This window comes from Ruegeria sp. AG6 (genome assembly GCF_056541565.1).
Genome location: NZ_JBQFYQ010000008.1, coordinates 143,225 through 168,692, shown reverse-complemented (window position 1 = coordinate 168,692; position 25,468 = coordinate 143,225). Strand labels below are relative to the sequence as shown.

24 protein-coding genes, 1 tRNA gene and 1 pseudogene are annotated in these 25,468 nt (G+C 57.4%); 14 read left to right on the top strand and 12 right to left on the bottom strand.

Annotation, left to right across the window (positions count from 1 at the left end):
* The first annotated feature begins 39 nt into the window (after window positions 1–39).
* From ACR0I0_RS16110 to ACR0I0_RS16085, 6 genes are all read left to right on the top strand, one after another.
* Window positions 40–1,026, top strand: a complete 987-nt coding sequence (locus tag ACR0I0_RS16110; RefSeq protein WP_480492196.1) for a zinc-dependent alcohol dehydrogenase family protein — start codon at window positions 40–42, stop codon at window positions 1,024–1,026.
* A gap of 569 nt (window positions 1,027–1,595) precedes the next feature.
* A complete protein-coding gene (locus ACR0I0_RS16105) occupies window positions 1,596–2,942 on the top strand; it encodes a substrate-binding protein (protein ID WP_171634601.1) in 1,347 nt (448 codons plus the stop codon).
* A gap of 105 nt (window positions 2,943–3,047) precedes the next feature.
* The gene (locus ACR0I0_RS16100) at window positions 3,048–4,079 is read left to right on the top strand and encodes a branched-chain amino acid ABC transporter permease (RefSeq protein ID WP_171118891.1); all 1,032 of its coding nucleotides are present in this window, start codon (window positions 3,048–3,050) and stop codon (window positions 4,077–4,079) included.
* Window positions 4,080–4,082: 3 nt separating this feature from the next.
* Entirely contained in the window at window positions 4,083–5,288 is a 1,206-nt protein-coding gene (locus tag ACR0I0_RS16095) for a branched-chain amino acid ABC transporter permease (protein ID WP_171118889.1), read from the top strand.
* Window positions 5,289–5,298: 10 nt separating this feature from the next.
* Window positions 5,299–6,054: an ABC transporter ATP-binding protein gene (locus ACR0I0_RS16090; RefSeq protein WP_152459074.1), complete on the top strand. Its 756-nt coding sequence runs from the start codon at window positions 5,299–5,301 to the stop codon at window positions 6,052–6,054.
* Window positions 6,055–6,063: 9 nt separating this feature from the next.
* Window positions 6,064–6,819 carry an ABC transporter ATP-binding protein gene (locus tag ACR0I0_RS16085; RefSeq protein WP_171634599.1) on the top strand — a complete coding sequence of 252 codons (756 nt, stop codon included), beginning with the start codon at window positions 6,064–6,066 and terminating at the stop codon, window positions 6,817–6,819.
* Between the two features lie 491 nt (window positions 6,820–7,310).
* Here ACR0I0_RS16085 and ACR0I0_RS16080 read toward each other — a convergent pair whose 3' ends face one another.
* The 4 genes from ACR0I0_RS16080 to ACR0I0_RS16065 are packed head-to-tail and all read right to left on the bottom strand — an operon-like array spanning window position 7,311 to window position 10,466.
* Entirely contained in the window at window positions 7,311–8,108 is a 798-nt protein-coding gene (locus tag ACR0I0_RS16080; protein ID WP_171634597.1) for an ABC transporter permease, read from the bottom strand.
* Window positions 8,105–8,857, bottom strand: a complete 753-nt coding sequence (locus ACR0I0_RS16075) for an ABC transporter permease (protein WP_152459071.1) — start codon at window positions 8,855–8,857, stop codon at window positions 8,105–8,107. Before ACR0I0_RS16075 ends, ACR0I0_RS16080 begins: the two co-directional genes overlap by 4 nt.
* Before the next feature lie 9 nt (window positions 8,858–8,866).
* The gene (locus ACR0I0_RS16070; RefSeq protein WP_171722710.1) at window positions 8,867–9,631 is read right to left on the bottom strand and encodes a transporter substrate-binding domain-containing protein; all 765 of its coding nucleotides are present in this window, start codon (window positions 9,629–9,631) and stop codon (window positions 8,867–8,869) included.
* A gap of 37 nt (window positions 9,632–9,668) precedes the next feature.
* A complete protein-coding gene (locus ACR0I0_RS16065; protein WP_171634592.1) occupies window positions 9,669–10,466 on the bottom strand; it encodes an ABC transporter ATP-binding protein in 798 nt (265 codons plus the stop codon).
* A gap of 77 nt (window positions 10,467–10,543) precedes the next feature.
* Here ACR0I0_RS16065 and ACR0I0_RS16060 point away from each other — a divergent pair, with 77 nt between their 5' ends.
* The 4 genes from ACR0I0_RS16060 to ACR0I0_RS16045 are packed head-to-tail and all read left to right on the top strand — an operon-like array spanning window position 10,544 to window position 14,768.
* Window positions 10,544–11,200, top strand: coding sequence for a TetR/AcrR family transcriptional regulator (locus tag ACR0I0_RS16060; RefSeq protein WP_216598219.1), 657 nt, complete (start codon window positions 10,544–10,546; stop codon window positions 11,198–11,200).
* Window positions 11,197–12,381, top strand: a complete 1,185-nt coding sequence (locus tag ACR0I0_RS16055; protein ID WP_480492191.1) for a pyridoxal phosphate-dependent aminotransferase — start codon at window positions 11,197–11,199, stop codon at window positions 12,379–12,381. Before ACR0I0_RS16060 ends, ACR0I0_RS16055 begins: the two co-directional genes overlap by 4 nt.
* A complete protein-coding gene (locus ACR0I0_RS16050; RefSeq protein WP_480492189.1) occupies window positions 12,378–13,982 on the top strand; it encodes a 5-guanidino-2-oxopentanoate decarboxylase in 1,605 nt (534 codons plus the stop codon). The genes ACR0I0_RS16055 and ACR0I0_RS16050 overlap by 4 nt, the downstream gene beginning before the upstream one ends.
* Window positions 13,983–13,985: 3 nt before the next feature.
* Window positions 13,986–14,768 (top strand): dimethylarginine dimethylaminohydrolase family protein, encoded by a 783-nt coding sequence (locus tag ACR0I0_RS16045; RefSeq protein ID WP_171722713.1) that lies wholly within the window; start codon window positions 13,986–13,988, stop codon window positions 14,766–14,768.
* A gap of 265 nt (window positions 14,769–15,033) precedes the next feature.
* On the opposite strand, the gene ACR0I0_RS16040 is transcribed toward ACR0I0_RS16045, so the two are convergent.
* From ACR0I0_RS16040 to ACR0I0_RS16030, 3 genes are read right to left on the bottom strand one after another with little or no spacing between them, the layout of a single operon-like run.
* Window positions 15,034–15,909: a copper resistance D family protein gene (locus ACR0I0_RS16040; RefSeq protein WP_480492187.1), complete on the bottom strand. Its 876-nt coding sequence runs from the start codon at window positions 15,907–15,909 to the stop codon at window positions 15,034–15,036.
* 2 nt (window positions 15,910–15,911) lie between these two features.
* Window positions 15,912–16,253 (bottom strand): copper resistance CopC family protein, encoded by a 342-nt coding sequence (locus ACR0I0_RS16035; RefSeq protein WP_171634580.1) that lies wholly within the window; start codon window positions 16,251–16,253, stop codon window positions 15,912–15,914.
* A gap of 10 nt (window positions 16,254–16,263) precedes the next feature.
* On the bottom strand, window positions 16,264–16,695 hold the full coding sequence (locus tag ACR0I0_RS16030; RefSeq protein WP_480492185.1) for a c-type cytochrome: 432 nt from the start codon (window positions 16,693–16,695) through the stop codon (window positions 16,264–16,266).
* Window positions 16,696–17,549: 854 nt separating this feature from the next.
* On the opposite strand from ACR0I0_RS16030, the pseudogene ACR0I0_RS16025 reads away from it, so the two are divergent.
* Window positions 17,550–18,719, top strand: a pseudogene (locus ACR0I0_RS16025) (IS3 family transposase); the annotation flags it as partial.
* A gap of 444 nt (window positions 18,720–19,163) precedes the next feature.
* Here the strand turns inward: ACR0I0_RS16025 and ACR0I0_RS16020 are convergent.
* The 4 genes from ACR0I0_RS16020 to ACR0I0_RS16005 all read right to left on the bottom strand — a co-directional run bounded on the left by ACR0I0_RS16020 (window position 19,164) and on the right by ACR0I0_RS16005 (window position 21,767).
* Window positions 19,164–19,931, bottom strand: coding sequence for a hypothetical protein (locus ACR0I0_RS16020; protein WP_480492183.1), 768 nt, complete (start codon window positions 19,929–19,931; stop codon window positions 19,164–19,166).
* Entirely contained in the window at window positions 19,928–20,557 is a 630-nt protein-coding gene (locus ACR0I0_RS16015) for a hypothetical protein (protein WP_171722717.1), read from the bottom strand. Before ACR0I0_RS16015 ends, ACR0I0_RS16020 begins: the two co-directional genes overlap by 4 nt.
* A 664-nt stretch (window positions 20,558–21,221) precedes the next feature.
* Window positions 21,222–21,297: transfer RNA gene (locus tag ACR0I0_RS16010), tRNA-Ala, on the bottom strand.
* A 143-nt stretch (window positions 21,298–21,440) separates the two neighbouring features.
* Entirely contained in the window at window positions 21,441–21,767 is a 327-nt protein-coding gene (locus ACR0I0_RS16005) for a TIGR02300 family protein (protein ID WP_171634574.1), read from the bottom strand.
* Window positions 21,768–21,867: 100 nt separating this feature from the next.
* Here ACR0I0_RS16005 and ACR0I0_RS16000 point away from each other — a divergent pair, with 100 nt between their 5' ends.
* The 3 genes from ACR0I0_RS16000 (at window position 21,868) to ACR0I0_RS15990 (ending at window position 24,485) form a co-directional block, all read left to right on the top strand.
* Window positions 21,868–22,563, top strand: coding sequence for a M48 family metallopeptidase (locus ACR0I0_RS16000; RefSeq protein WP_245217951.1), 696 nt, complete (start codon window positions 21,868–21,870; stop codon window positions 22,561–22,563).
* A 30-nt stretch (window positions 22,564–22,593) separates the two neighbouring features.
* On the top strand, window positions 22,594–23,241 hold the full coding sequence (locus tag ACR0I0_RS15995) for a GntR family transcriptional regulator (protein WP_170346010.1): 648 nt from the start codon (window positions 22,594–22,596) through the stop codon (window positions 23,239–23,241).
* Between the two features lie 113 nt (window positions 23,242–23,354).
* Complete coding sequence (locus ACR0I0_RS15990; protein ID WP_171634569.1) at window positions 23,355–24,485, top strand: lytic murein transglycosylase; 1,131 nt, start codon at window positions 23,355–23,357, stop codon at window positions 24,483–24,485.
* Between the two features lie 3 nt (window positions 24,486–24,488).
* Here ACR0I0_RS15990 and ACR0I0_RS15985 read toward each other — a convergent pair whose 3' ends face one another.
* Window positions 24,489–25,451, bottom strand: coding sequence for an acetyl-CoA carboxylase carboxyltransferase subunit alpha (locus ACR0I0_RS15985; RefSeq protein ID WP_210092762.1), 963 nt, complete (start codon window positions 25,449–25,451; stop codon window positions 24,489–24,491).
* Window positions 25,452–25,468 lie beyond the last annotated feature (17 nt).

The window sequence follows — 25,468 nt, the reverse complement described above, 5'->3', positions numbered from 1 at the left end:
ACAGATGATTTCGGGCGGATGTATCTGGAGAGTTGGACCATGACACGCGCAATGGTTTTGAACGAGGCCGGCCGCGCGCTGAGACTGGAAGACATGGAACTTCCGACGCCGGGCCCTCATGATATCGAGATCCAGATCGAGGCTTGTGGTGTTTGCCGAACGGATCTTCACATCGTCGATGGTGACCTCGAACATCCTGAACTTCCACTGGTTCCGGGCCACGAAATCGTTGGGCGGATCGTGCGAAAGGGGGATGCCGTTACAGGGCTGGATGCCGGTCAGCGCGTGGGTGTGCCATGGCTTGGATCCACATGTGGGAAATGTCCGTATTGCCATCGCGCACAGGAAAACCTGTGTGACGCGCCGGTGTTCACGGGATACACGCGAAACGGAGGATTTGCCGAAGCCTGCCTTGCGGATGCACGGTATGTCTTTGCCCTGCCAGAGGTTGCCGATCCGGTTGCACTGGCGCCGTTGTTATGTGCCGGGCTTATCGGGTTTCGCTGTCTGCGAATGGCCCAGGATGCCAAGAATATCGGCTTTTATGGCTTCGGAGCTGCCGCGCATATCCTTGCAAAACTGGCCGTCTGGCAGGGCCGGAATGTATATGCGCTGACCCGGTCCGGCGATATCGAGGCACAGGAGTTTGCGCGTGATCTTGGTGCGGTTTGGTCTGGTGGGTCTGACGAGCGACCACCGGTGGAACTGGATGCTGCAATCATATTCGCACCTGTCGGGGCCCTTGTGCCCAAAGCGCTGCAAGCTGTCCGCAAGGGCGGCCGCGTGGTTTGCGGCGGAATTCACATGAGCGACATTCCGTCCTTTCCCTACAGCGATCTTTGGGGGGAACGCCAAATCCTGTCTGTCGCAAACCTGACGCGCCAGGATGGTGAGGCGTTTTTTGCAATGGCCCAAGCCGCTGGCATCCAGACACGGACCCAAAGATATTCACTGAAGGACGCCAACACAGCCCTCGCGGATCTGAGCGCCGGACGATTGCAAGGGGCAGCGGTTTTGGTTCCCTGACCAATGGTCTGTCGTGCCCCGCACCGGCTTGACAAGTCACAGCGGACGTCAGCATCCGAAATTAGGGTGGTGCCTTAGGCAAACGGATCCTGATCGTGGAATGGACGAAACACCGGAACACGAAAGACGGCTCAGCGTACTGGGATGTCGCCCACGCGTGCAGGATATGATCATACCGGCGGACTCGTGGACGATCATGCGCCAACAATCAAACTGGACCGTCAGATGAGCGAAGAGCTTGTTTCCATTCAGCGTGTTGAAAATGCTGGCTTTGTATTGCAAATCGGCTTTTGGTGCCGCAGAGAACGAATATTGGTGTCATGCCTGACAACCGTGTCATTGATATTTACATTTAAATATATGAAAAATATGTATTTAAATTAAATCAAACAAAAAAGTTTTTCAAATGATCTTGGTTTTCGTCAAGACGTTTACAAAATTTTGTTTCAAATCCAGTAATTTGTTGTGAAATTTTCCACCGCCTTTCCATTATTGAAATGCACATAAGTGCGCTTTCGTCTGCTGGAAGAGGAGCCAGACGACGAGAGAAAGGGAAATGGGAGGAATTAATGACCAATAAATCTGTCACACGCCGCGGCGTGTTGAAGTCTGGTGCCGTTGCAGGCACCGGTCTGGCCCTGCCTACGATCTTCACGGCTTCGTCGGCGGCCGCTTACACCAACGAACCAACCGGAGGGTCCGTGACCCTGGGCTTCAATGTTCCCCAGACCGGGCCGTATGCGGAAGAGGGCAATGACGAGCTGCTGGCGCAACAGCTGGCGGTGGAACACCTGAACGGAGAGGGTGACGGCGGTTGCCTGAACACCTTCACGTCGAAGGCGCTGAAGGGCAATGGCATCCTCGGCAAGAAGGTCGAGTTCGTCACAGGTGACACCCAGACCAAGTCAGACGCCGCACGTGCGTCCGCAAAGTCGATGATCGAAAAAGACGGTGCGATCATGATCAACGGCGGGTCGTCCTCGGGCGTGGCCGTTGCGGTTCAGGGCCTGTGTCAAGAAGCGGGTGTGATCTTTATGGCGGGTCTGACCCACGCCAACGACACGACCGGCAAGGACAAGAAGGCCAATGGTTTCCGCCATTTCTTCAACGCCTACATGTCGGGCGCTGCGCTTGCGCCGGTGCTGGCGGCCGAGATGGGCAACGACCGCCGCGCCTATCACCTGACGGCGGACTACAACTGGGGCTGGACCCAAGAAGAGTCGATCGTCGCCTCGACCGAAGCCCTGGGATGGGAAACGGTCAACACCGTCAAAACGCCGCTCGCGTCAACAGACTTCTCGTCCTACATCACTCCGGTTCTGAACTCGGGCGCGGATGTTCTGGTTCTGAACCACTATGGCGGCAATATGGTGAATTCGCTGACCAACGCGATTCAGTTCGGCCTGCTCGACAAAGTTGCCAACGGCAAGGACTTCAAGATCGTCGTGCCGCTGTATTCGGAGCTGATGGCCGCCGGTGCGGGCGAGAACATCAAGGGCGTGCTGGGTTCAATGAACTGGAACTGGCAGTTGCAAGATGAAGGCACAAAAGCCTTCGTGAAATCCTTCGGCGAGAAATACGGCAAGCCGCCGTCCAACTCGGCCCAGACCTGCTATGCCCAGGTTCTGCTGTACGCGGATGCGTGCGAGCGCGCCGGCACCTTCAACCCATGCGGCGTCGTCGAGGCCCTGGAAGGCTTCGAGTTCGACGGGCTGGGCAACGGTCCGACCCTGTACCGCGCCGATGACCACCAGTGCTTCAAAGACGTGCTGGTCGTGCGTGGCAACATGAACCCGACCAACGCCTATGACACGCTGGAGATCGTCGAGATCACCCCACGCGCGCAGGTCGAATACGATCCGGAGCATCCGATGTTTGCCGGTGGCGCACTGGGTGAGTGTAACCCGGGCGCATAAGACCGCGTATCAAAGTCTGGCTGCCAAAATGGTGGCCAGACATCTACAGCAGGGTTGATCCTGTTGTGCCACTCAATTCACACTGACCAACCCTGAGGTGGGCCAATGGACGCCATCCTATTGCAAATTCTGAACGGTCTGGACAAAGGGTCGGCTTATGCGCTGATTGCGCTGGGGCTGACGCTTATTTTTGGGACGCTCGGCGTTGTGAACTTTGCCCATGGGGCCCTGTTCATGATCGGTGCGTTCTGTGCCGTCACTTTGCAAAAGCTCATGAACCTGAGCTTTGTAACCATCGACGAGAGCCAAACCGACTTTCTTGGCAACCCGCTGAAAGTGGAAACCCCTTATGTCGAGGCATGGTTCGGCCCGGAGTTTGGTGCGACGATTATCGACTGGTCCGTTCCATTGGCAATCCTGTTTGCGATCCCGATCATGCTGGCGGTTGGTTATGTGATGGAACGCGGGCTTATCAAGCATTTCTACAAGCGCCCTCACGCGGACCAGATCCTTGTCACGTTCGGCCTGGCGATCGTGTTGCAGGAAATCGTAAAGTACTTCTTCGGTGCCAACCCCATTCAGACGCCGCCGCCCGACGCGCTGAGTGGCTCTATCGACCTTGGCACGATGATCGGGTTTGATCCCAACGCGATCATCTACCCGATCTGGCGCCTGGTCTATTTTGGCTTTGCGGTTGCCATTATCGGTGCCGTCTTCTCATTCCTGCAATTCACCACCTTCGGCATGGTTGTGCGCGCCGGCATGGCGGATCGCGAAACTGTGGGTTTGCTGGGGATCAATATCGACCGGCGTTTTACGATCATGTTCGGTATCGCTGCCGCGGTGGCCGGTTTGGCGGGCGTCATGTACGGGCCGCTCAACCCACCAAACTATCACATGGGGATGGATTTTCTGGTCCTCAGCTTCGTTGTGGTTGTCGTTGGTGGCATGGGGTCTCTTCCCGGCGCGGTGCTGGCTGGCTTTCTGCTGGGCATTCTCGAAAGCTTCGCCTCTACGACCTGGGCCACAACGACGATCCCGGGCATCAACCAAATCATCATCTACCTTGTTGCCATTATTGTGCTGCTCACACGCCCGCGCGGTTTGATGGGACGCAAAGGCGTGATGGAGGAATAATCGATGTTGGGACTGAACAAAAAAGACACCAGCCTGCTGATCATCGTCGGCATCCTGACGATGCTGGCACCCTTCATCCTGAATCCGTTCCCGGAAGGCAGCGCCATGGCGCAGTTCAACGCGGGCTATCCGGATCTGATGCAGCGTTTTGTGATTTTCGGCATCTTTGCCATCGGCTTCAACATCCTGTTCGGCCTTACCGGATACCTGTCATTCGGACACGCGGCCTTTCTGGGCGTTGGATCCTATTCCGCCGTATGGATGTTTAAGCTGCTGAGTTACAACATCATCCCGGCCATCGCACTCAGCGTTGTGGTCGCCGGGGTATTCTCATTGCTGATCGGATTTGTCAGCCTGCGCCGGTCGGGCATCTATTTTTCGATCCTCACGCTGGCCTTCGCCCAGATGAGCTTTGCGTTGGCTTACTCGGTGTTGTCCAACCCCAAGTTCAACTTGACGAACGGGGAAACGGGATTGCAGGTTTACGCGGATGATCCACAGATTCTGCAAGGGGCGAACTCGCCGGACCTGCCGCATCTGTTCGGGTTGCCGATGCGCGCAACCTACACGCTGGACGTGGGCGCATGGAGTTTTGATTTCAACGCGGGATACTATCTGTGTGCGGTGATCATGATGGTGGTATTCTATCTGTCCATCCGAATTTTTCGTTCACCTTTCGGGATGATGCTGCGGGCCGTCAAATCAAACCAGCAGCGGATGAACTACACTGGCCTGAACTCGAAACCGTACACGCTGGCAGCTTTTGTCATCTCGGGCATGTATGCCGGCCTGGCTGGTGGGCTGATGGCCGCAATGGACCCGCTGGCAGGTGCCGAACGCATGCAGTGGACCGCATCGGGCGAGGTCGTTCTGATGACGATCCTGGGCGGCACCGGCACACTGATCGGGCCGGTGCTGGGTGCAGGCTTCATCAAGTACTTCGAAAATATTTTCTCGAAGATCAACGACAACGTGTTGCACAGCTGGTTTGCATTCCTGCCTGACGGGCTGGAGGACGCTGTGGTTTTCTTGATCCATCCGTTCATCGGCAAGGGATGGCATCTGACGCTGGGCATTCTTTTCATGCTTGTCGTTATCTACTTGCCGGGTGGTCTTGTCGAAGGTGGTCAGCGTTTGCTGAACCGGCTCAAGCGCAAGAAATCAAAATCCGACGACGCGACGTCGGGCAAAACGGAACCGGCGGAATAAGGGGCGAGCCATGGCAATTCTAAGAGTCAAAGACGTCAGCAAGCGCTTCGGCGGCCTCAAGGCGCTCACGGATGTGAATCTCAGTGTCGAGGAGAATTCGGTTCACGCAATCATCGGGCCCAATGGTGCGGGCAAGTCGACCTTGCTGAATTGTCTGGTCGGCAAGCTCATGCCAGATACCGGGTCCGTATTGTTCGACAACGCATCGGTCTTGGGGCTTGAACCCTTCCAGATCAACCAGATGGGCATAAGCCGCGTGTTTCAAACACCAGAGATTTTTGGTGAATTGACGGTGATGGAGAACATGTTGATTCCGATCTTCGCCATGCGGGATGGCGCGTTCCGGATGCATGCATACGAGACCATCGCCAACGAAAAAGCTGTTGTTGAACAGGCCGAAGCCATGCTGGAAGAGATGAACATGGCCGACAAGCGTGAGATGCATGCGGCCTCGCTGTCGCGCGGCGACAAGCGCCGGCTCGAGATTGGCATGTGCCTCAGCCAGAATCCGAGGCTGTTGCTGCTGGACGAACCGACGGCGGGGATGGCGAGGGCGGATACCAACAACACGATCGACCTGCTGAAACAGATCAAGGAAGAACGCGACATCACCATCGCGATCATCGAGCATGACATGCATGTTGTCTTCAGCCTTGCCGAACGCATCACTGTTCTGGCCCAGGGGACACCCCTGGTTGAAGATACTCCTGAAAACATCCGCGGAAACCCAAAGGTTCGCGAAGCCTATCTGGGCGAGGCTGCGTAAGGAAACGCTATGAACGAGAAACCTGACTTTTCGAAAAACGCCAATCTGGCCAGCACCGCCCCTGCGTTTCTTTCCGTTTGGGATATGCACTCCTATTACGGAGAAAGCTATATCGTGCAGGGTGTCAGCTTCAATGTGCATGAAGGCGAGATTCTTGCTCTTCTTGGGCGAAACGGTGCGGGCAAAACCTCGACACTGCGCTCGATTGCAAGGGTCGCAGAACCCGAAGTAAGACATGGCGAAATCTGGTTGGACCACAAACCGCTGCACAACATGACAAGCTATGAAGCAGCAGCGGCTGGCCTTGGCCTTGTACCGGAAGACAGGCGCATTATTCCCGGCTTGACAGTCGAAGAAAATCTGCAACTTGCACAGATTGCTCCTCCGATCGGATGGTCCCTTGAACGGCTTTACGAGCTGTTTCCGCGTCTCGGTGAGCGCAGGAAGCAGGAAGGGATTACATTGTCGGGTGGCGAACAGCAGATGCTGTCAATCGCCAGAGCGCTTGCCAGGGACATCAAGGTACTGCTTTTGGATGAGCCGTATGAAGGTTTGGCGCCTGTTATCGTCGACGAAATCGAAAAAACCCTCATACATGTCAAGCAGCAGGGTATGACCACGATCATCGTTGAACAGAACGCCGTGCGCGCTTTGGAGTTGGCGGACCGCGCGATCATTCTTGACACCGGTACCATCGTGTTCGACGGAACGGCAAAAGAAGTGCTTGAGGACACCAGTCTTCGTGAGGAGTATCTGGCGATCTGAGCGTTGTTCTGATTGGCAAACAGACCCGATGGGTATGACCAGTTCGTGGCTCACCATGACCCGCGTTCAGGGCAGATACTGCCCATTCGCGCGATCAAAGGTGTTTCACCCCAAAAAATGATGATCGTCGGCTCAAACCCGAATGCGGGTTTGCGGCATTAGGTTCTGTCGGGCCTGCGCTGAATGCGCGCCTCATGCAACGCGCCCCAAAGGACGAGGGGCAAGTTTGCAATGCTTCGCGACATCCGCCACTGCGCCGACCAGACGATTGCGCCGCGCTGTTTCAGGTTGTTGCGCAATGGATAAGAAAGTCAGGCTCTGCCCTTGGGCTGCCAGTGCCTTCGCCGCAGAGGCTGCAAGGTAAACATTCCCCTAGCCATTCCGGGCAACCGTCGTGATCGTGTGCCCATGGTTTCAATCGGCCTGAAAACGCGCCGACGAAACCTGTGCCCGGAATAGGCCAGTGTGTCCCGCTTTACTTCCGGCTTGTACTATCCGGCTGGCCCATTTCGGCTTCCGGTTCCCAGCACCTTCACTTCCAGCCAGTGGAACATCAGGGCAATAATACCGGCAACGAGAATGTAGAATACGGCCAGCAGGATGAGCGGCTCGTAGATGATGAACGTGTCGGACCGCACCCGCGATGACACGGCATAGATATCAACCACCGTAATCGTGGCGACCAAGGGCGTCGCCTTTAACTGGAGGATGGTTTCACCGCCCAGGGTTGGCAGAACGTTGCGGATTGCCTGCGGTAGCCAGATGCGGCGGAACATTGTCAGCCTGGGCATGCCAAACGCCCTTGCCGCCTCCAGCTGACCTTTGGCGACGCCTTTGAAGGCTCCGCGCATTACCTCACCTTCGTAGCCGGCATAAGAAAGCGTTAGTGCCAGCACCGCATAAGGCCAGGCCTGACGCAGATACGGCCAAAGCTCGGACGATCGTATCCAGGGGAATTGAGGGAACAATGAGCCTAGGCCATAATACAGCAACCAAAGCTGCAAAAGCAGGGGTGTGCCCCGAATGATGGTGCAAAACGCCTTGGCGGGGGCCGCAAGGTACCAGGGTCCAACGGCTTGGGCCAACCCGAGTGGTACGGCCAGCAGAAATCCGAGAACGACGGTGACAACAAGCAGCCAGAGCGTGGTCCAGATTCCCTGCAAGGCAAGCGGGGCGTATTTTGGCAACCAGTCCCATCGCAAAGACATGGCACACCAGATTACGATCCCGGCAAAGATCAGCATCATCACGATGCGATGGGGTTGCATCAAAGACCTGAGATCGATCATCTGCCACCTCCTTTCAGAGAAGGTTGACCGCGACGCGCCCATTTTTCGATCCGCGCGAAGATGGCGCCCGAAAACAGGGTGACCATGAGATAGAGAAAACCCGCCGCCAGAAAGAAGGTGAAATAGGCGCGTGTGCTGCTGGCGGCCTGCCGGGTTTCCAGTGTCAGTTCGTTGAATCCCACGACCGCGAGCAGGGCGGTGTCCTTGGTGGCGATCAGCCACAAGTTGGCCAGGCCGGGTACGGCAAAGCTCATCATGGCGGGGATCGTCACGCGGCGCATGGTCATGAAGGCGGGCATCCCGTAGGATTTGGCGGCCTCGATCTGTCCGGGTGGAACCGCCTGTATGGCTCCGCGCAGGATCTCGGTTGCATATGCGCCCTGTACAACGCCCAGAACCCAAATGCCCGCAGCGACGCCATTGACCTCGACCCGACCTCCACCCATTGCAGCGGAGATTTTGTTGATGATGTCAGATCCCACGTAATACAGGATCAGGATCAGGACCAGTTCCGGCACGGCCCGGATCACGGTCGTGTAGATGGCAAGAAGATCGCGCGTGACCTTCCCGCCATAAAGCTTGCCATAGGCTCCGAACAATCCGATCACGAGGCCGAGCGCATATGCACCAAAAGCGATCTGCAATGAGTGGGACAATCCGCGCAGCAGATTGCCCCCCCAACCCGGTGGCGACAGCGACAGAAGCTCTGCGCTCTGCGCCAATCCAAGCGATTCCAACAGTCCGGTCACGGCAGCCGCTTAGTAGATGCTGGCCGAGAAATAGTTCGAAGTGATCTTCTCGTGCGTTCCATCGGCAAGAATTGCCGCGATGCCCTTGTTCAGCGCTGCAAGCAGGTCATCGTCGCCCTTGCGAACACCCGCACCAACACCCCGGCCCAGGATGGCCGGATCATCTGCGACGGCGCCTTTGATTTCACAGCATACCCCGGCATCCGAGTTCACGAAGTCCGCCATGGCAATACTGTCGGCCTGAGTGGCGTCAATACGACCTGCGAACAGGTCCTGGTTGGCCTCATCCTGAGTTTGATAAACCTTCAGTTCGGAATCCTTGAAATATTCCTGCGCATAAGCCTGGTGGATGGTCGACGCCTGAACGCCGACAACCTTACCGGCCAGCGACTCGGGGGTCGCTTCGATATCCATCGATTTGTCCGCGACGATGACGGCAGGTGTGTTGTAGTAAGGATCGCTGAAATCAATGGTTTTCAGCCGCTCTTCGGTGATCGACATAGATGCCATGATGGCGTCGATCTGCTGTCCGGTCAGCGACGGGATGATACCATCCCAGGCGACCGGCGTGATGACACAGTCAAGTTCCGCAGCGGCGCAGACCGCATTGATGACATCGATTTCCCAGCCGACCCAATTGCCTGAACTGTCCAGCGACGCGAATGGCGGGTAAGGTTCGGCTGCGATGCCGATCTTGACCTCTTCTGCACTGGCGATACCAGCCGAAAGGACAGCGGCGGCAAGGCCGGACGCGAGCAGTTTCTTGACGTTCATTTTGATACTCCCTTTTGGTTCATTTTGTTTTTTAGGTTCAGGCGACCGAGCTGAGGAACTGCTTAAGGCGCTCTGATTTTGGGTTTCCGAAGACTTCGGCAGGTGGGCCCTGCTCTTCGATGCGGCCCTCGAAGAGATAGACAACGTGGTCTGCGACTTCGCGTGCGAATTTCATTTCATGGGTGACAAGCAGCATTGTGCGCCCTTCGGCGGCAAGATCGCGGATCACGGTCAGAACTTCGCCAACAAGCTCGGGATCAAGCGCCGACGTCGGTTCATCGAAAAGCATCACCGAAGGATCGACCGCAAGCGCCCGGGCAATGGCGGCGCGCTGTTGCTGACCACCCGAAAGATAGGCCGGATAGGTGTCAGCCTTGTCGCCAAGGCCCACCCGCGTCAGCAATTCATGCGCCCGTGCGATCGCCTGGGCCTTTGGCACCCTGAGCACATGCACTGGCACTTCGATCACGTTTTCCAGAAGCGTGCGGTGTGTCCACAGATTGAACTGCTGGAAAACCATGGCCAGACGCGTGCGGATACGTTCGATCTGGCGGCGGTTGGAGGGGCTGCCATCGGTGTGCATTTCAACGGGTTCCCCGCCGATGGTTATCTTTCCGGAACTCGGCGTTTCCAGAAAGTTGATGCAGCGCAGCATGGTGGATTTTCCAGAGCCTGACCCCCCGATAATGGCAACAACATCCCCCTTGTTTGCGGTCAGGGATACGCCTTTCAAAACCTCCAGCGTGCCAAAGGATTTGTGCAGATCCTCAACCTTGATCGCTTCGTCGGGCGTGGTTGTTTCGGGTGCGGGTGAAACTGCTTTGGCTGTGTCCATATCCAAGAATCTTCTGATTTCAGCTTGCAGTAAGCCCCGAATCTCGCAATTATGCAAGTGTATAATAACTCCGTGCCATGGATGACACTGACGTGCAGGACGAAAGCCGCAAATTCAAACGTGAGTCTGCCGAGGTTCGCCGCGAGGCGCTGATTCTGGCGACTTTGGACCTGATCGCCGAGATGGGCGTTCGGGGTGCCACGGTGCGCGAGATCGCAGCCCGTGCGAATGTGACCCAAGGTTTGATCCGGCACTATTTCTCATCCAAGGACGAACTGGTTCAGGCGGCATATGAGCACCACATGAATACGCTGACGGACCAGACAGCGGCGTCATCAGGAACCGGAAGCGCGGTTTCTCAGTTGACCAACTTCGTCGACGCGTCACTGCGACAGCCGATCGTCGATCCAAGCGCCGTGGCGTTGTGGGCGGGTTTCCTGAACAAGGTGCAGCATGACCCGAAAATGCAGCGCATTCACCAGCGAACCTATGACTATTTCCGGGATCACCTCGAGAAGCTGATCGTCGCGGCATTGCAGGAAGCCGGGCGTTCGGTTGACGCGTCAGAGGCAATGCAACTGGCCATCGCCTGCAACGCGGTGATCGACGGCCTGTGGCTGGAAGGGGGCGCGCTTCCGGATGCGTTTTCCGAAGGCCAGCTGGCGCGGATCGGTTTGGATTCCGTCAGCGCCATCGTCGGGATTCCATTGACCAAAGGGGTGGAGCAGTCATGAAGACCACATCGGTGACAGAACGGTTGGCGGGCTTGGGTGGCGCCAAATGGGGCGTACATCTGAAAGCCCGCGACCTTATCAAGGCCGGAGCGGACATCGTCGAAATGACGATAGGAGAACCGGACGTTCCGGTGCCGGACGTGCTGGTCGAAGCCACCGTTGCATCATTGCGGGCGCAGCGGACAGGGTACTCCAACGGGCGCGGTGAAGCAGGGCTGCTTGACGCTCTGGCTGCGCGCTATTCTGCCTCTCGCGGGCGGGCTTTCGAGCCCGGGAATTTTCTGTGCTTTCCCGGCACGCAAACCGCCCTTTTCGCAGCCATGGCCGGGGTCGCCGAGGCGGGCGACGAAGTTCTGGTCGGCGATCCGATGTACGCGACCTATGAAGGTGTCATTCGTGCATCCGGGGCCGAGATGGTACCCGTACCGCTGCGGCCCGAGAAAGGGTTTCGCATGCAGGCCGCAGATATCGCGGCCCGCATCACTCCGCGCAGCCGCGCCATTCTTCTGACAACACCGCATAACCCGACTGGCGCGATCCTGACCGCCGCGGACATTGCCGAGATCGGGCAGCTGGCGATTGCGCGTGATTTGTGGATCATCTCGGACGAGGTCTATGAAGAACTGATCTTTGACGGTGCACGATTTGTTTCACCATTGGCAGATCCGGAACTGGCGGATCGTGTCATTGGCGTATCATCCATCTCGAAGTCTCATGCCGCTCCGGGGTTCCGCAGTGGCTGGTGTGTCGGGCCCGCCGCGTTCTGCGAAGCGCTGCTGCCCTATTCCGAGACCATGCTTTTTGGCAATCAGCCGTTCATCGCGGACATGACCGAAAAAGCGATCCGTGACGGGTCCGAGGTTGCCCCCGGGATGGCCGCCCGCTTTTCTGGCCGCGCCACCCTGTTGGCCGATCGTCTTGAAGCTGAAACGGATCTGATTGTTCACCGGCCCGAAGCGGGAATGTTCGCACTCATCAATGTCTCTGCCACCGGGCTGGATGGCGAAGCCTATGCCTGGGATCTGCTACAGGCCGGGGTGGCCGTCATGCCGGGATCCGCCTTTGGTGACAGCCTGAAGGACTGGGTGCGGGTCGCTTTGACTATCAATGACACGGATTTTGGTACTGCGGTTTCCCGTATCATCGATCACGCCAACAGCAAATCACGCGAGGTCGCATGAGCAGTATGACAGTTGGCGAAGCTCTGGTTGCCGGGCTGCGCCAGCGGGATGTGACCTGCGTCTTCGGAATTCCGGGCGTTCACACGGTGGAACTGTACCGAGGGCTTGCGGCTTCGGGCATACGACATGTGACGCCCAGACACGAACAGGGGGCGGGTTTCATGGCCGATGGCTATGCCCGTGTGTCGGGCAAACCGGGTGTTGCCTTTGTGATCACCGGCCCCGGATTGACCAATACGCTGACGCCGATGGCGCAGGCGCGGGCCGATTCAATACCGATGCTGGTGGTGTCCGGCGTCAACAAAACCGGATCGCTTGGCAAGGGCTTGGGGCATCTGCACGAATTGCCGGACCAAATCGGGCTGGCGAAAACGGTTGCGTTGGTGTCCGAACAGGTCACCGGCCCCAGCGCTCTGGCCCCGGTTTTGGACCGCGTTTTTCACGGCCTCAGCAATGGTCGCCGCGGGCCGACGCATATCGAGGTTCCGTTGGATGTCGCAGCGGCGGACTATCAGGAAACAGCAGTCGAGACGCCTGACCCTGATCCTCCGGTCAGCCCGGAATTGATCAGACAGGCTGCAGGGCAATTGGCTGAGGCAAAGAAAGTCGTCATTCTGGCGGGCGGCGGCGCGAAACGTGCCGAGGCGGGATTGCAAGCACTGGCCGAAGCTCTGGGTGCCCCTGTTGTGCAAACCGTCAACGCGCGCGGCCTGATGCACGGACATGCCCTGACCGTTCCGGCCAGCCCCAGCCTGAACGCGGTGCGCGCATTGTTGGAAAGCGCCGATTGCGTTCTGGCCTTGGGAACCGAGCTGGGGCCGACCGATTATGACATGTATGCCACCGGCCAGTTTGCGAAACTGCCAAACCTGATACGGGTTGATCGGTGCAGCGATCAGCTTTCGCGGCACGAGGCAGCGATTGCCATTCAAGGTGACGTAGGCTTGGTTGTGCCAGCGCTGTGTAAGGCCTTGCCGCAGAGGGCACGGCAAAGCGACGGTGCGGACCGTGCCAGAAAAACGCGCGATGCGGCCTGGCAGGAGATTGGTCCGGATTATCGCCAACAGGTGGAGATACTGAATGCGATGCGCTCGGCGTCTCCGGATGCTCTGATGGTCGGGGATTCCACCCAGCCAATTTATGCCGGCAATCTTTACTATGACCACGACCGGGCTGGCGGCTGGTTCAATGCGGCAACGGGCTATGGTGCGCTTGGTTATGGCATACCAGCAGCCATCGGTGCGTCGATTGCCGATCCAACGGCGCGGGTAATATGCATCGTCGGCGATGGCGGGGCGCAGTTTTCTATGCCGGAAGCAATGGCCGCAGTAGACGAAAACCTGCCGGTCACGTTCGTGATCTGGAACAATCGCGGGTACCGGGAAATCGCCACATCGATGCAGGATGCAGGCGTGACGGTCATAGGATGTGACCCCACACCCCCCGATTTTGCAGCAACGGCCAGATCCTTTGGCATTCCACACACCAGGGTTCCCGATAAGCCGCAGTCCATCGCGCAAGCGTTACGCGAAACGGCGTCCATGGGCGGGCCCGCGATGATCGAAGTCACCGCCCGAAAATTCGAACCTCAGAGAGATTAAAGCATGTCAGACCCAACTTTTGAGTTTTCCCGCGCCATCACCCGGCGCCCGGCACCGACCATCGCTGACGGATTGCGCGCAGAAGATATCGGAAACCCGGATTTCGATGGGATGACGGCCGCGCATGGGGCATACGTGGCAGCACTGAAAAGCACCGGGGCCGAGGTGATCGAGCTTGATCCCCTGGATGCGTTCCCTGACGCACAGTTTGTGGAAGATACGGCCCTGTGCCTGCCGCAGGGTGCTGTACTGATGCGGCCGGGCGCGCCTTCGCGAATGGGGGAAGTGGCCGAGATCGCCCCGGCACTGCGGACCTGCTATGAAACGGTCACACAGATCAATGGTCCCGGCCATATCGAGGGTGGAGACATCCTTGTAACCGGCCGCGAAATTCTTGTGGGCCGGTCAGACCGCACTGACGCGGAAGGTGTTGAGGAACTGGCGAAAATCACCTCGGAATGGGGTCACAAACTGCGGGAAGTGTTCACACCCGAGGGCGTTTTGCACTTCAAAACGGATTGTTCGCTGATGGATGCCGAGACGATCCTTGCGACCCGGCGATTGGACGCTTCGGGCTGTTTTGAAGGCTACCGGGTGCTGCATGTAGCTGACGGCGAGGAGGCGGCGGCAAACGCGATTAGGTTCAACAATCTGGTGCTGATGGCCGCTGGGTTTCCGCGCACCGCAGAGATGCTGGACCGCGAAGGCTATGAGGTCGTTGAAATTGACAATACCGATTGTGCAAAGCTTGATGGTGGCATGTCCTGTCTTTCATTAAGGTTCTGAGGGGCAGCTGCAGGGTTCAGACCCCAGTGAGTTCGGCAGGTCGCGTGTTGATGGTTCGAAAGACAGGCGGTGAGCAAGCTTGATTTCTTACGGTTGACCGGCGGGCAGGTGGCACTGTTTGAACCCTGTTTGCCAAAGCCCAATGGCTAGGCCCCGCGGCAAGGGTCGGCGGGCCCTGAGTGGGATTGTCTTCCTTGTTCGCATCGGATCGTGCACCGCCGCTGCCGTTGCTACACACTGCGCGCGCACCGGTGTCTGGCTCACTCTAATGGCCCGAATTCGGAAGCGCCAGAACACTCGTGAGTGTTGCCGTTGTTGCCAGCACCACCAACACCATCAATGCCTCAACCTGGATGGAGCGGGCGAGGCGTTGCGCTGCCTTGACCTCTCCACCTTGCATGGCCGGAACAAATCGGAGCTTGTTTGCGGTGGCAAGAAACAACAGCAGCGCCACAAAAAACACTTTGAGCAACAACGCCTGCCCGTAGCCAGTGAACAGCAGCTCTTGGAGATTGCCGACAAGCAACCAGGCCATCCAAAGGCCCGCCACGATCAACGCCGGCACAAGCCAAGTGGCAGCTTGCCCAAAGACATGACCGAGTTCAGCAGCATCCTTCAGGTGTTCAGGAGCAAGGGCCAGATTCCGCAGCGGGCTGAAGATGCCCACCCAGAAAGCTACACACAACAGGTGCAGCAGGAGCAGGAGCTGGATACCAAAGCTCTCCAGTTCCGGCACGTGCCCGATCTGCGCAAACGACCACAGAGCGATCGTGCCACCCAACAGCGCGATCCACTGACCAAAGCGAGGAACGGACAGCCCCACAAGGATCAACGATGCGCCAGAAAGGCGATAAACAAGTGCGTCGCCCACGGATGTCTGCCACAGCAGGCCAAGCATCTTCGGATCGACCAAGCCGTCAACCCCGCCTGTCAAGGCGGCCCCACGAAGCAAGAAGCCAACTGCTGTCGCGACAAGAGCAAGCCATGCCAAGGCCCTGGCATGGCGCGTCATCGCAAGGTTCACCGGCGCGACAAGGCCGGAATAGAGGCATCCAACAATCACAAGCCCGGCGGAGCCCGCAAAGCCGATGTAGAGCACTAGCTTTGCGAGGATCGCGCCAATCGCCCAGATGTCTGGCATGCTCAATCCACGGTAAAGGAAAACGCGCCCTGCATCGCATGGCCGTCTTCACCCAAACCGCGCCATTCGATGACATAGGTGCCCGTTCCATTGCTCGGCAGTGGGATCGTGAATGCCTGACCAAAATTTGTCTGGTCACCCAAATCCAAGCTTACTGCCGAGTGTTCTTCATGGGCCATCTCTATCCGTGTCAGCCGGATGTTTTTTGAGAAGTTGAGGCCAATTTCAGCAGGCACATCCGTTATCCTGGAGCCGTTGGCAGGGGTTGTTTCTTCGACCTTGGAATGCGCCAGTGCGCCGTTGGCAAGCGCAACCATAAGCGCAAATGTCATGATCTTCTTCATTGGGTTACCCTCAGTTTATTCCGTTGGCACGCTGGATTTCGCGAATGTAGGCGATCACCATGGCAACGTCACCTCGTGTCAGCCCCTCCACGGGCGGCATGTCGCCAAATTGCCAATGGTGGCTTCTTACACCTTGTGAAACCGCCCTCTGAAAGGCTTCATCCGCATGGTGACTGGGTTCGTATATTTTGTGGATCAGGGGCGGCCCCGCACCCTCTACACCGACCGCGTTGGCGCCGTGGCATGACGCGCAGGAGACCTCAAAAACACGCTGGCCGATTGCGGTATTGCCTTCGATGGTCGGCATCCGAATTGCGACCATGGCGTCGCCTATGCGTGTTTCATGCGGTGTGGCTTCTTCGATTCCGCCGGGGCGAAGAGTTATGAAAGCGGCGACCGCAGCGACAGTGCATGCGCCGATTAGAAAGTGACTTTTATTCATGGATTGGTCCTGACATTTTGGAAGCTGGTAACGCTGCGGCACATCGCGAACAGCCGCACGTGCTGGTCGCGTACATCCGCAGGGATTCGTGCTGCTTCAAAGGTCAGGGGGCCTGTAGATTGCGCCCGGTTCACTCAGCTTGACTTGGGTTCCAGCATGGAGCTCCGGGTCAGTATCACGCCGACCCTTGGCATCTTCACTGACTTGGAACGGCAATGCAACGGCTTGGCAGATAAAGGGATTGCACTCTCCGGTTTCGGAACTCTCCGGATCATGATGATGACCTGAAGCCGAGACGTCTTCGCTCGTTGCCAATGCAGAGTGTTCGGAAGGTTGCGTATGGTGCTCACAGTGAAGGCCCACGCAGCCCTTCGACAGCGCGTGCGCAACACCGCCAATGCCGGTCAGGATGACCAGAACGCCAACCAATAGAACAAGTGAATATCGCCGGATGACCATGGTGCAGGACGCTAATGCACGGGAGCGCCCGTGACAACGCCATACAGTTCATCCCCCGGAACAAGATCGCTTACTGGTGGTCTGAGATGCAAAAAAGCAAACCGTGTCTGCGGTGCGGTTTTTTGCGCTGCATTCTCACCTTAGTCTTCATGGCCCAATTCGCAGTATCGAATGGTATCAATCATGCGCTCCCTCTGAGACTCATTGAAAAGGCTGAATTTATCCCACGCGCCTTTGTCCTTGCCAAAGCACTCTTGAGACCCCGGGCATCATTGTGCGTGGTTCATGCCCGACTGTTATTTGTGCTTTTTGTCTGACGTCAGCGCCAATGGGACAGTTTAGGTCGATTTGATAAGAGAGGGTTTCTGGCACATCGTAACCACCAAGGAGTGGAGATGAGACAGAAACCCGGAACCAAGCAAAGCCACGGTGAGAAGGTCGTCAAAGACATCCGTCGCGCCACACGCAAACAGTATTCAGCGGAGGAGAAGATCAGGATCGTGCTGGACGGCCTGAAGGGCGAGGATAGCATTGCTGAGCTGTGCCGCCGCGAAGGCATTGCCCAGAGCCTGTATTACAGTTGGTCCAAGGAATTCCTTGAGGCTGGAAAGAAGCGTCTGGCTGGCGACACGGCCCGTGCAGCTACTTCGACTGCTCGAAAAAGAGCATGATTGCGCCCTCTCGGCAGCATGCTTTGCATGCGCCTGTCAGGTGACAGATGGGGGCGACGACGAATGAGGTACCCCGCATCTGAGAAACTGGAGATCATCCGCCTCGTCGAAGGCTCGCACCTGCCGACAGGGCGCACGTTGGACAAGCTCGGTATTCCTAGAACGACCTTCTATCGCTGGTACGACCGGTATCTGGCCGGTGGCCCCGAAGCGCTTGAGGATCGCGGTCCCAAGCCATCGCGGGTCTGGAACCGCATTCCCGAGCCGGTTCGTGAGAAGGTCAAGGACCTGGCCCTGAAGGAAAGCGATCTGTCGCCACGTGAGCTGGCCGTGCGCTTCACCGACGTGGAAAAGTATTTTGTGTCAGAGGCTTCGGTCTATCGCATCCTCAAGTCCTACGACCTGATCACCAGCCCATCCTATGTGGTTCTGTCCGCCGCTGACAAGTTCCACGACAAGACCACAAGGCCGAACCAGCTCTGGCAAACCGACTTCACCTACCTGAAAGTGATCGGCTGGGGCTGGTTCTACCTATCGACGATCCTCGACGACTACAGCCGTTACATCATCGCGTGGAAGCTCTGCACGACGATGAAGGCCTGCGACGTAACCGACACGTTGGACCTGGCGCTGCAAGCCTCAGGGGGCGATCAGGCGACGGTCCTGCACAAACCAAGGCTGCTCAGTGACAACGGGTCCAGTTACATCTCCAGCGAGTTGGCCGATTGGCTGGAAGATCGGCAGATGGATCATGTTCGAGGTGCCCCGTATCACCCGCAAACTCAGGGGTAGATCGAGCGATGGCATCAGACTTTGAAAAACCGCATCCTGCTGGAAAACTACTACTTGCCCGGTGATCTCCGGCAAAAGATCGATGCCTTCGTCGATCACTATAAAGTGACCGTTGTGAAAGGCAGCTTTGACGGGCCGCATTGCAGCATTACCCAAGCGAATCCAAAGTATGCTATGGGCCGGCCACAGAACTTTGCGGAGCCCGTTAGACGCCCGGCGGATCGGCGTCGCGAGAGTGAGGTAACGATAAACAGTGATCCCCTGACCACATGTGAAGCCATCCAGATGGCAACCTGTGTCGAATTCAGAATTTCACTGTCGCAATTCACCGGCGCCGGTCGGACAAGGGATGTGACTGTTCAACGCCTTCTCCCGGCCCGGATGATCAGGGAGCGAACAAACACGAGCCTACCAGAGATTCCAATGGCGTCTGGCTTCACCTCTCTCGGGTGGAGGTGGGTGGCGAAATCGGTCAGATCGGCATTGCCACGGTGCCCGAGTAGTTGGCTATCGAGAAGGAATTGATTTAACTGATTTCGATCTGCGTCATTCGCTTGCACAATTTGACCGATCGGCGTTGAATTTCACACATTGAGGTGAGTGGATTAAAAGCCTTGTCCTGGTGACTCTTTCGACTCGGGACTGGTCGCATCCGCAGAATACGGCCTCAGTGTTGTCTGGTTCGACGGGAACAGGCCCGATGGATTGTGGGCCGGCGTTTAGTGTGTAGCGATTTGCCACATCGTTAGAGTTCACTAAGCAATCAGGAAACCTTTTCATGAAAACGTCAAGAAGCTGCTCTGGTTCAACTCCGTCGGTTTTGAAATCCGAACAAAACAACAATGCAGTAGGTTTCCCAGACTCCCAGTCGACCGCTACTCCCTCGGAACGCATCAATGCCAACATATCGTTCGCATACGCATAACCGGGCCCGCCTTCTGAAACATCTCGGAATCGTGGATCGTATTGGGGCGGTTCCGATGGAAGAAGCAGTGCAAGTAATCCAGCTACTGAAGACCCCCCATAGAGAAAGAACTTTATAACTTCTTTGACGGCGTCATCTCTAATGTCCTGAAATATTTTGACTATGTACCAAATAAGGCGCTTGAACGGATTGCTCCAACTTGGGGGGGGATCGGGTGCGTGGTCTCCATCCCCGCCACCGTTACCATTGTCGCCACCCCCACCGTCGCCGCCGTGGCTAACTTCGTCTCGATCTCCTGTATCGCCGCTACCGCCTGTTTCACGGTCGGCTAATTTGGGGTTTTGTTCGATCGCATTGGGTTTCGACTTTTTTTCGTCTTCATCAGTCATCGGGAATTCTCTACCGGCAGGAAAAGGATTTCGACTGAACTTCCGCGCTCATTCACAAATACCAGTTGAGGTAGGAATAACTCTTCAACGGTCACATTGCCTTTCAAAAAACTGTTTAAGCTCTCCAAAGCATCCGGGGGAGACGCCACCCACGCACATCGTGCACCGAAAAAAGACAAGTCCGCATCATGGGCGTCTCCAAAGAAGATGGCTTGACCTTCCTTTAACGCAGTCATGCGAATGCAGGCTTCTATACCTTCTTGGGCTTCGCTCGTTAGTAGCTCGTCGTCAGGCGTATCCTCTGGTGATGCGGCAGCCAGCAACAGCGCGATGCTTTTTGCAATGTCTTCGGAGTTCGTTGAACTCCCACTCGAAATAGCGTTTCTAGCTAAATCGAGAGCATTGAATACCTCCGATTGGGGAGGGCTCCCTGCCGTCACACCTTCTACCGAGAAGCGACATATCTTACTGCTGGTATCGACGGCTATAGTCATGGAAAGACTGTCCGGCCATCCGATCCTTGCTTCACTGTCCACAGCATTGCACACGTCTCGGGCGGCATAAGCCTGGTCAAAGAAGATCGTAGAAAAAATAATTGTTAAGAGTCCAAAACAATATCGATACATTTAATCACCCAAAAAACAAAAAATTCTTAATTGCCTGAAATTACCACAAAACTCGGTAATTTGACACTTTCATCAGAGGACACCGTTCGTGACTGGCATCGTTTAAGGTAAACCTTGATAAAAGGAGTCCTGCCGATTCATAACTTGGCACAATAGAGAGGTGCACCCTACAAGATGTAGTGGCGCATTTTACGTTTCAGGGAGGCAGTTATGCACCCGCGCCGGGGAAAGCCCGACAATCCGAAATTCTCAGATTTCCATGGGGACGCGCCTCGGACAGTCCGTGGTCACAGATTCTCCGGGCGCGCAGGTAGAGTGGGCGACGGCCCTAGGTGCCAGAGGGGACGTGAAACAGGTCAGTAGGCACAGGTTGCTGGTTCAAGTCCTGCTCGCCATGGCGGTAGCTTAAGGGGATAGAGCGGTGCTGAATACCTGCCCATGAATTCCACCCCAACTAACTTGTTTGGGGTAGCCCGTCAGCCCTGGTTGGCGGGTTTTACTATTCAAAGCCAACCCTCCGGATTCTTCCCCTAGGTCACTGAGAACTGGCTTTGACTAACACAGTTGCGGGTCGCATGCAGCGCCCGAAAGGTCGCGTTGGCCAGAAAATGGAAGAAACACGCGAGTTAATGGAAGAACTATGGAGAGTTTTTCAAGTGCGGGATGGTGGAGCCTAGGGGAGTCGAACCCCTGACCTCTTGCATGCCATGCAAGCGCTCTCCCAACTGAGCTAAGGCCCCATCTAGGTACCGCTGATGCGGTGGACGGACGTTTAGGAGACAGTGACGACGAGTGCAAGTCCAAAAATGGAATCGAACGCGAATTTCCGCACTAAGCTGTCCGTGGAACGAAAAAGGCGACCCTGTGGTCGCCTTTGACTTGATCAGTTTTCGTCTTCCGAAGACATGTCGGTGATATCATCCAGCGACACGTCATCACTGGTGTCATCATCGTCATCCAGCAGATCGTCATCCAGTTCGACGTCGACAGAGTCGTCGTCATCCAGAACCAGGTCCTCTTCCGACGCGTTTTCACGCGCTTTGACCGAGGCGGCATCTTCTGCATCCGCCGCGATCATGCGGCTTTTGGATGTTTCAAGCTCCACGATCTCGCCAGTGTAGGGGCTGATGATCGGGTCCTTGTTCAGGTCGTAGAATCGCTTACCGGTGGTCGGGCAAACGCGCTTTACGCCCCATTCTTCCTTGGGCATGTCAAATCCCCTTGATATCAGGTGAGTCGTCTAAATCATTCAGCTCACCTGCCACAGGCAGAGAGCACTGTCAAAGTCTTTGCGCAAGAGAGGTCGCGATATGGGAGAGCATGCACTGCCAGGGACACCACCGGTGCCGCTGAGGCTGCGCAAATCCGCCCGGGCGCGGCGCATCAGTTTGCGAATTTCTCAACTGGATGGCAGGGTTACGCTGACCTATCCGGTCGGTGTGCCTGAATCCGAGGCGCTGAGTTTCGCACGTACCAAGGAAGAGTGGATTCGCCAGCATTTGCAGGACAGGCCGGAAACGGCCGTGGTGCAGTTCGGACAGAAGATACCGATTGAAGGCGTTGTCCGGCGAATCGTGCCCGCCAAGGGTCGGCGTGTTCAGTTGATGGCGGATGAGGTCGCAGTGCCCGAAGGGGCCGAGGCACGCAGATTGGCCCGGTTTCTGAAGGAATTGGCGCGGGACCGATTGATTGGCGCGTGTGATGATTACGCGGCAATGCTGGGGCGGTCGTACAGCACGCTCGGCCTGCGCGACACGCGGTCACGTTGGGGATCATGCAGTTCACAGGGTGGATTGATGTTCTCGTGGCGGCTCATTCTCGCGCCGTCCGAGGTGCTGCACTATGTGGCCGCGCATGAAGTGGCGCATCTTGTCGAGATGAACCACTCGCCCGCGTTCTGGGAACAGGTGGAAAGCATTTTCGGCCCCTGCCAGCAACCCCGCCGCTGGTTGCGTGACAATGGGGCAGAGCTGCATCGTTACAGGTTTGACGCAAAGCCGAGTTGACCTTGCACTGTTTTGTGATCACATAAGCGGATGTTGAGCACACGCCCGTCTGACACCCAAACTGCCACTCATGACCGGGTGTACCGAGCCCTGAGGTCTCGAATCATGCATGGTGAGATGGCGCCGGGACAGGCGCTGACCTTGCGTGGCATCGGCAAGGAATTCGGCGTCTCGATGACCCCGGCGCGAGAGGCCGTGCGCCGTCTGGCCGCCGAGGGGGCTTTGTTCCTGTCCAATTCCGGCCGGGTCTCGACACCTGAGTTGACCAACGACCGGATAGAAGAATTGGCGGCGTTGCGCGCGTTGCTGGAAGTCGAGCTGGCCAGCCGGGCTTTGCCCCGGGCGCATATTGCGCTGATCGACCGCTTGCAGACCATCAACATGACCGTTGCCGAGATGGTGACCAAGCGGGACGCGGTTGGGTACATCCGTTCAAATCTGGAATTTCACCGCACCCTTTACCTGCGCGCTCAGGCGCCCGCGATGTTGGCCATTGCCGAAACGGTCTGGCTGCAACTCGGGCCGACGATGAGGGCGCTTTACGGGCGTCTCAGGCGCACTGAGCCACCGCATTATCACAAGCTGATCATTGCGGCCCTCAAGGCCGGTGACGAACCGGGCTTGCGCCTGGCGGTCCGTTCGGACGTGACGCAGGGATTGCGCTTGCTGGTGAGCTGAGCGGCATCCCGCCGACATTCCCGCGCCTACTGCTCAAGGTTTCACCGTTCTGGCCTGTTCAGTCCGACTGGGTTACTCTTGAGGCAAATCACAAACAAGAGCAGACCACAGCCATGATCACTCGACGGACTTTTTCCATTTGCCTTGGATCAACATTGTTGGCCGCCTGCACGGGTGGCGGTGCGCCATCCAGCGCGCCTGCATCGCGTATGCGGGCTGTTCCCAATGCGGGTTGGGATGCCTGGGTTGCCGGGTTCAAGGGCAGGGCGGCATCGCAAGGTATTTCACAATCCACGATTGACCGCGCCTTTCAGGGGGCAGGGTATCTGCCCGATGTGATCGAGCGCGACCGCAATCAGGTAGAGTTCAAACGCTCGCTCGAAGACTACCTGGCCATTGCCGCCTCGGACGAGCGGATCAGCACCGGCCAGAAGATGCTGCGGCAATACAACGGGACGCTGTCGCAGATCGAGGCGCAGTACGGGGTGGACAAGGAAATCGTCGTTGCAGTGTGGGGGCTGGAAAGCCGCTATGGCGCGCGTCGCGGCGATGTGCCCGTTGTGTCAGCCCTGTCGACGCTGGCCTATGACGGGCGGCGTGGTCAGTTCTTTGAAAGCCAGTTGATCGCGGCGCTCAAGATCCTTCAGAATGGTGACACCACGCCAGACAGGATGACCGGCAGCTGGGCCGGTGCGATGGGGCACACGCAGTTCATTCCAACCTCTTACCTGGCCTATGCCGTGGATTTCACCGGCGACGGGCGGCGCGATATCTGGTCGGACGATCCGACGGATTCGCTGGCTTCGACCGCTGCTTACCTGTCGCGCGCAGGCTGGGTGCGGGGGCAGCCTTGGGGGGGCGAGGTCGGAACCGTTTCCGGCACGCCGGTCGCCGTGCTGCAACCGCAGAAACCCGGGCCGCGCATTGCCGTCTTCCGCAATTTTCAGGTCATCAAGCGCTATAACAATTCGGACAGTTACGCGATCGGGGTCGGTCATCTGGCGGACAGAATCGCCGGTGGCGCGCCGTTTCAGGCCTCGTTCGGGCCAGATGCAAACGGTCTGACATTGGACGACCGCAAGGAATTGCAACGGCGGCTGACATCCCAAGGGTATGATACGAAAGGCGCGGATGGGGTGATCGGCAAAAACACGACGTCTGCTATCAGCGCGTATCAAAGCGCCAATGGCCTGGCGGTCACCGGAGAACCCTCGGTTGCGTTGTTGCGCAGGTTGGGCGGCTGACGGTTACGCCGCCAACCCTTTCGAGCCGATATCGAGGAATTTTTGACGGCGGTCCTGTATCAGGGTCGCCGCGTCTTTGCCGTCCAGTTCCGCCAGCATATCGGTGAGAGCCGCGCGTACAGCCTCGACAGCGGCCGGACGATCGCGATGCGCGCCGCCCTTGGGTTCAGGGATGATCCGGTCGCAAACGCCAAGCTTGTGAAGATCCTGAGCGGTCAGACGCAGCGCCTCGGCCGCTTCACGCATCTTTTCTGCATCTTTCCAAAGAATCGATGCGCAACCTTCCGGCGAGATCACCGAATAGACCGAGTGTTCCAGCATTGCCACGCGGTTGGCGGAGGCAAAGGCCACGGCCCCGCCCGAGCCGCCTTCGCCGATGATGACCGACACCAGGGGCACGCCGATCTTCAGACACATCTGGGTCGAGCGGGCAATCGCTTCGGACTGACCGCGTTCCTCGGCGCCTTTGCCGGGATAGGCGCCCGCGGTGTCGATCAGGGTGATCACTGGCAGGCCGAACCGCCCGGCCATCTCCATCAGGCGCACGGCCTTGCGATAGCCTTCGGGACGGGCCATGCCGAAATTTCGTTCGATCCGCGATTTGGTGTCGCTGCCTTTTTCATGGCCGATCACCATGACGGGTTGATCGTTGAAACGTGCAAGCCCGCCGATCACCGCCAGATCATCGGCAAAATTGCGATCTCCGGCCAGAGGGGTGAATTCGGTGAACAGGGCATTGACGTAATCGTTGCAATGCGGGCGTTCCGGGTGTCGGGCGACCTGGCATTTCCGCCATGGGGTCAGGTCGGCATAAAGCTCATCCAGAAGCTTGGCGGCTTTGGCGTCCAGCGCGGCGGCTTCTTCGGTTACGTCCATCTCTTCGTTGGTGCGGGCCAACGCACGCAGTTCTTCAGCCTTGCCTTCAATTTCAGCCAGCGGTTTTTCGAAATCCAGATACTGGGTCATGACGCCTCTCAACGCGA

Coding starts and splice junctions, on each gene's coding strand:
- ACR0I0_RS16110 (WP_480492196.1), top strand. CDS start 40: ATGACACGCGCAATGGTTTTGAACGAGGCCGGCCGCGCGCTGAGACTG.
- ACR0I0_RS16105 (WP_171634601.1), top strand. CDS start 1,596: ATGACCAATAAATCTGTCACACGCCGCGGCGTGTTGAAGTCTGGTGCC.
- ACR0I0_RS16100 (WP_171118891.1), top strand. CDS start 3,048: ATGGACGCCATCCTATTGCAAATTCTGAACGGTCTGGACAAAGGGTCG.
- ACR0I0_RS16095 (WP_171118889.1), top strand. CDS start 4,083: ATGTTGGGACTGAACAAAAAAGACACCAGCCTGCTGATCATCGTCGGC.
- ACR0I0_RS16090 (WP_152459074.1), top strand. CDS start 5,299: ATGGCAATTCTAAGAGTCAAAGACGTCAGCAAGCGCTTCGGCGGCCTC.
- ACR0I0_RS16085 (WP_171634599.1), top strand. CDS start 6,064: ATGAACGAGAAACCTGACTTTTCGAAAAACGCCAATCTGGCCAGCACC.
- ACR0I0_RS16080 (WP_171634597.1), bottom strand. CDS start 8,108: ATGATCGATCTCAGGTCTTTGATGCAACCCCATCGCATCGTGATGATG.
- ACR0I0_RS16070 (WP_171722710.1), bottom strand. CDS start 9,631: ATGAACGTCAAGAAACTGCTCGCGTCCGGCCTTGCCGCCGCTGTCCTT.
- ACR0I0_RS16065 (WP_171634592.1), bottom strand. CDS start 10,466: ATGGACACAGCCAAAGCAGTTTCACCCGCACCCGAAACAACCACGCCC.
- ACR0I0_RS16060 (WP_216598219.1), top strand. CDS start 10,544: ATGGATGACACTGACGTGCAGGACGAAAGCCGCAAATTCAAACGTGAG.
- ACR0I0_RS16055 (WP_480492191.1), top strand. CDS start 11,197: ATGAAGACCACATCGGTGACAGAACGGTTGGCGGGCTTGGGTGGCGCC.
- ACR0I0_RS16050 (WP_480492189.1), top strand. CDS start 12,378: ATGAGCAGTATGACAGTTGGCGAAGCTCTGGTTGCCGGGCTGCGCCAG.
- ACR0I0_RS16045 (WP_171722713.1), top strand. CDS start 13,986: ATGTCAGACCCAACTTTTGAGTTTTCCCGCGCCATCACCCGGCGCCCG.
- ACR0I0_RS16040 (WP_480492187.1), bottom strand. CDS start 15,909: ATGCCAGACATCTGGGCGATTGGCGCGATCCTCGCAAAGCTAGTGCTC.
- ACR0I0_RS16035 (WP_171634580.1), bottom strand. CDS start 16,253: ATGAAGAAGATCATGACATTTGCGCTTATGGTTGCGCTTGCCAACGGC.
- ACR0I0_RS16030 (WP_480492185.1), bottom strand. CDS start 16,695: ATGAATAAAAGTCACTTTCTAATCGGCGCATGCACTGTCGCTGCGGTC.
- ACR0I0_RS16020 (WP_480492183.1), bottom strand. CDS start 19,931: ATGACTGATGAAGACGAAAAAAAGTCGAAACCCAATGCGATCGAACAA.
- ACR0I0_RS16015 (WP_171722717.1), bottom strand. CDS start 20,557: ATGTATCGATATTGTTTTGGACTCTTAACAATTATTTTTTCTACGATC.
- ACR0I0_RS16005 (WP_171634574.1), bottom strand. CDS start 21,767: ATGCCCAAGGAAGAATGGGGCGTAAAGCGCGTTTGCCCGACCACCGGT.
- ACR0I0_RS16000 (WP_245217951.1), top strand. CDS start 21,868: ATGGGAGAGCATGCACTGCCAGGGACACCACCGGTGCCGCTGAGGCTG.
- ACR0I0_RS15995 (WP_170346010.1), top strand. CDS start 22,594: ATGTTGAGCACACGCCCGTCTGACACCCAAACTGCCACTCATGACCGG.
- ACR0I0_RS15990 (WP_171634569.1), top strand. CDS start 23,355: ATGATCACTCGACGGACTTTTTCCATTTGCCTTGGATCAACATTGTTG.
- ACR0I0_RS15985 (WP_210092762.1), bottom strand. CDS start 25,451: ATGACCCAGTATCTGGATTTCGAAAAACCGCTGGCTGAAATTGAAGGC.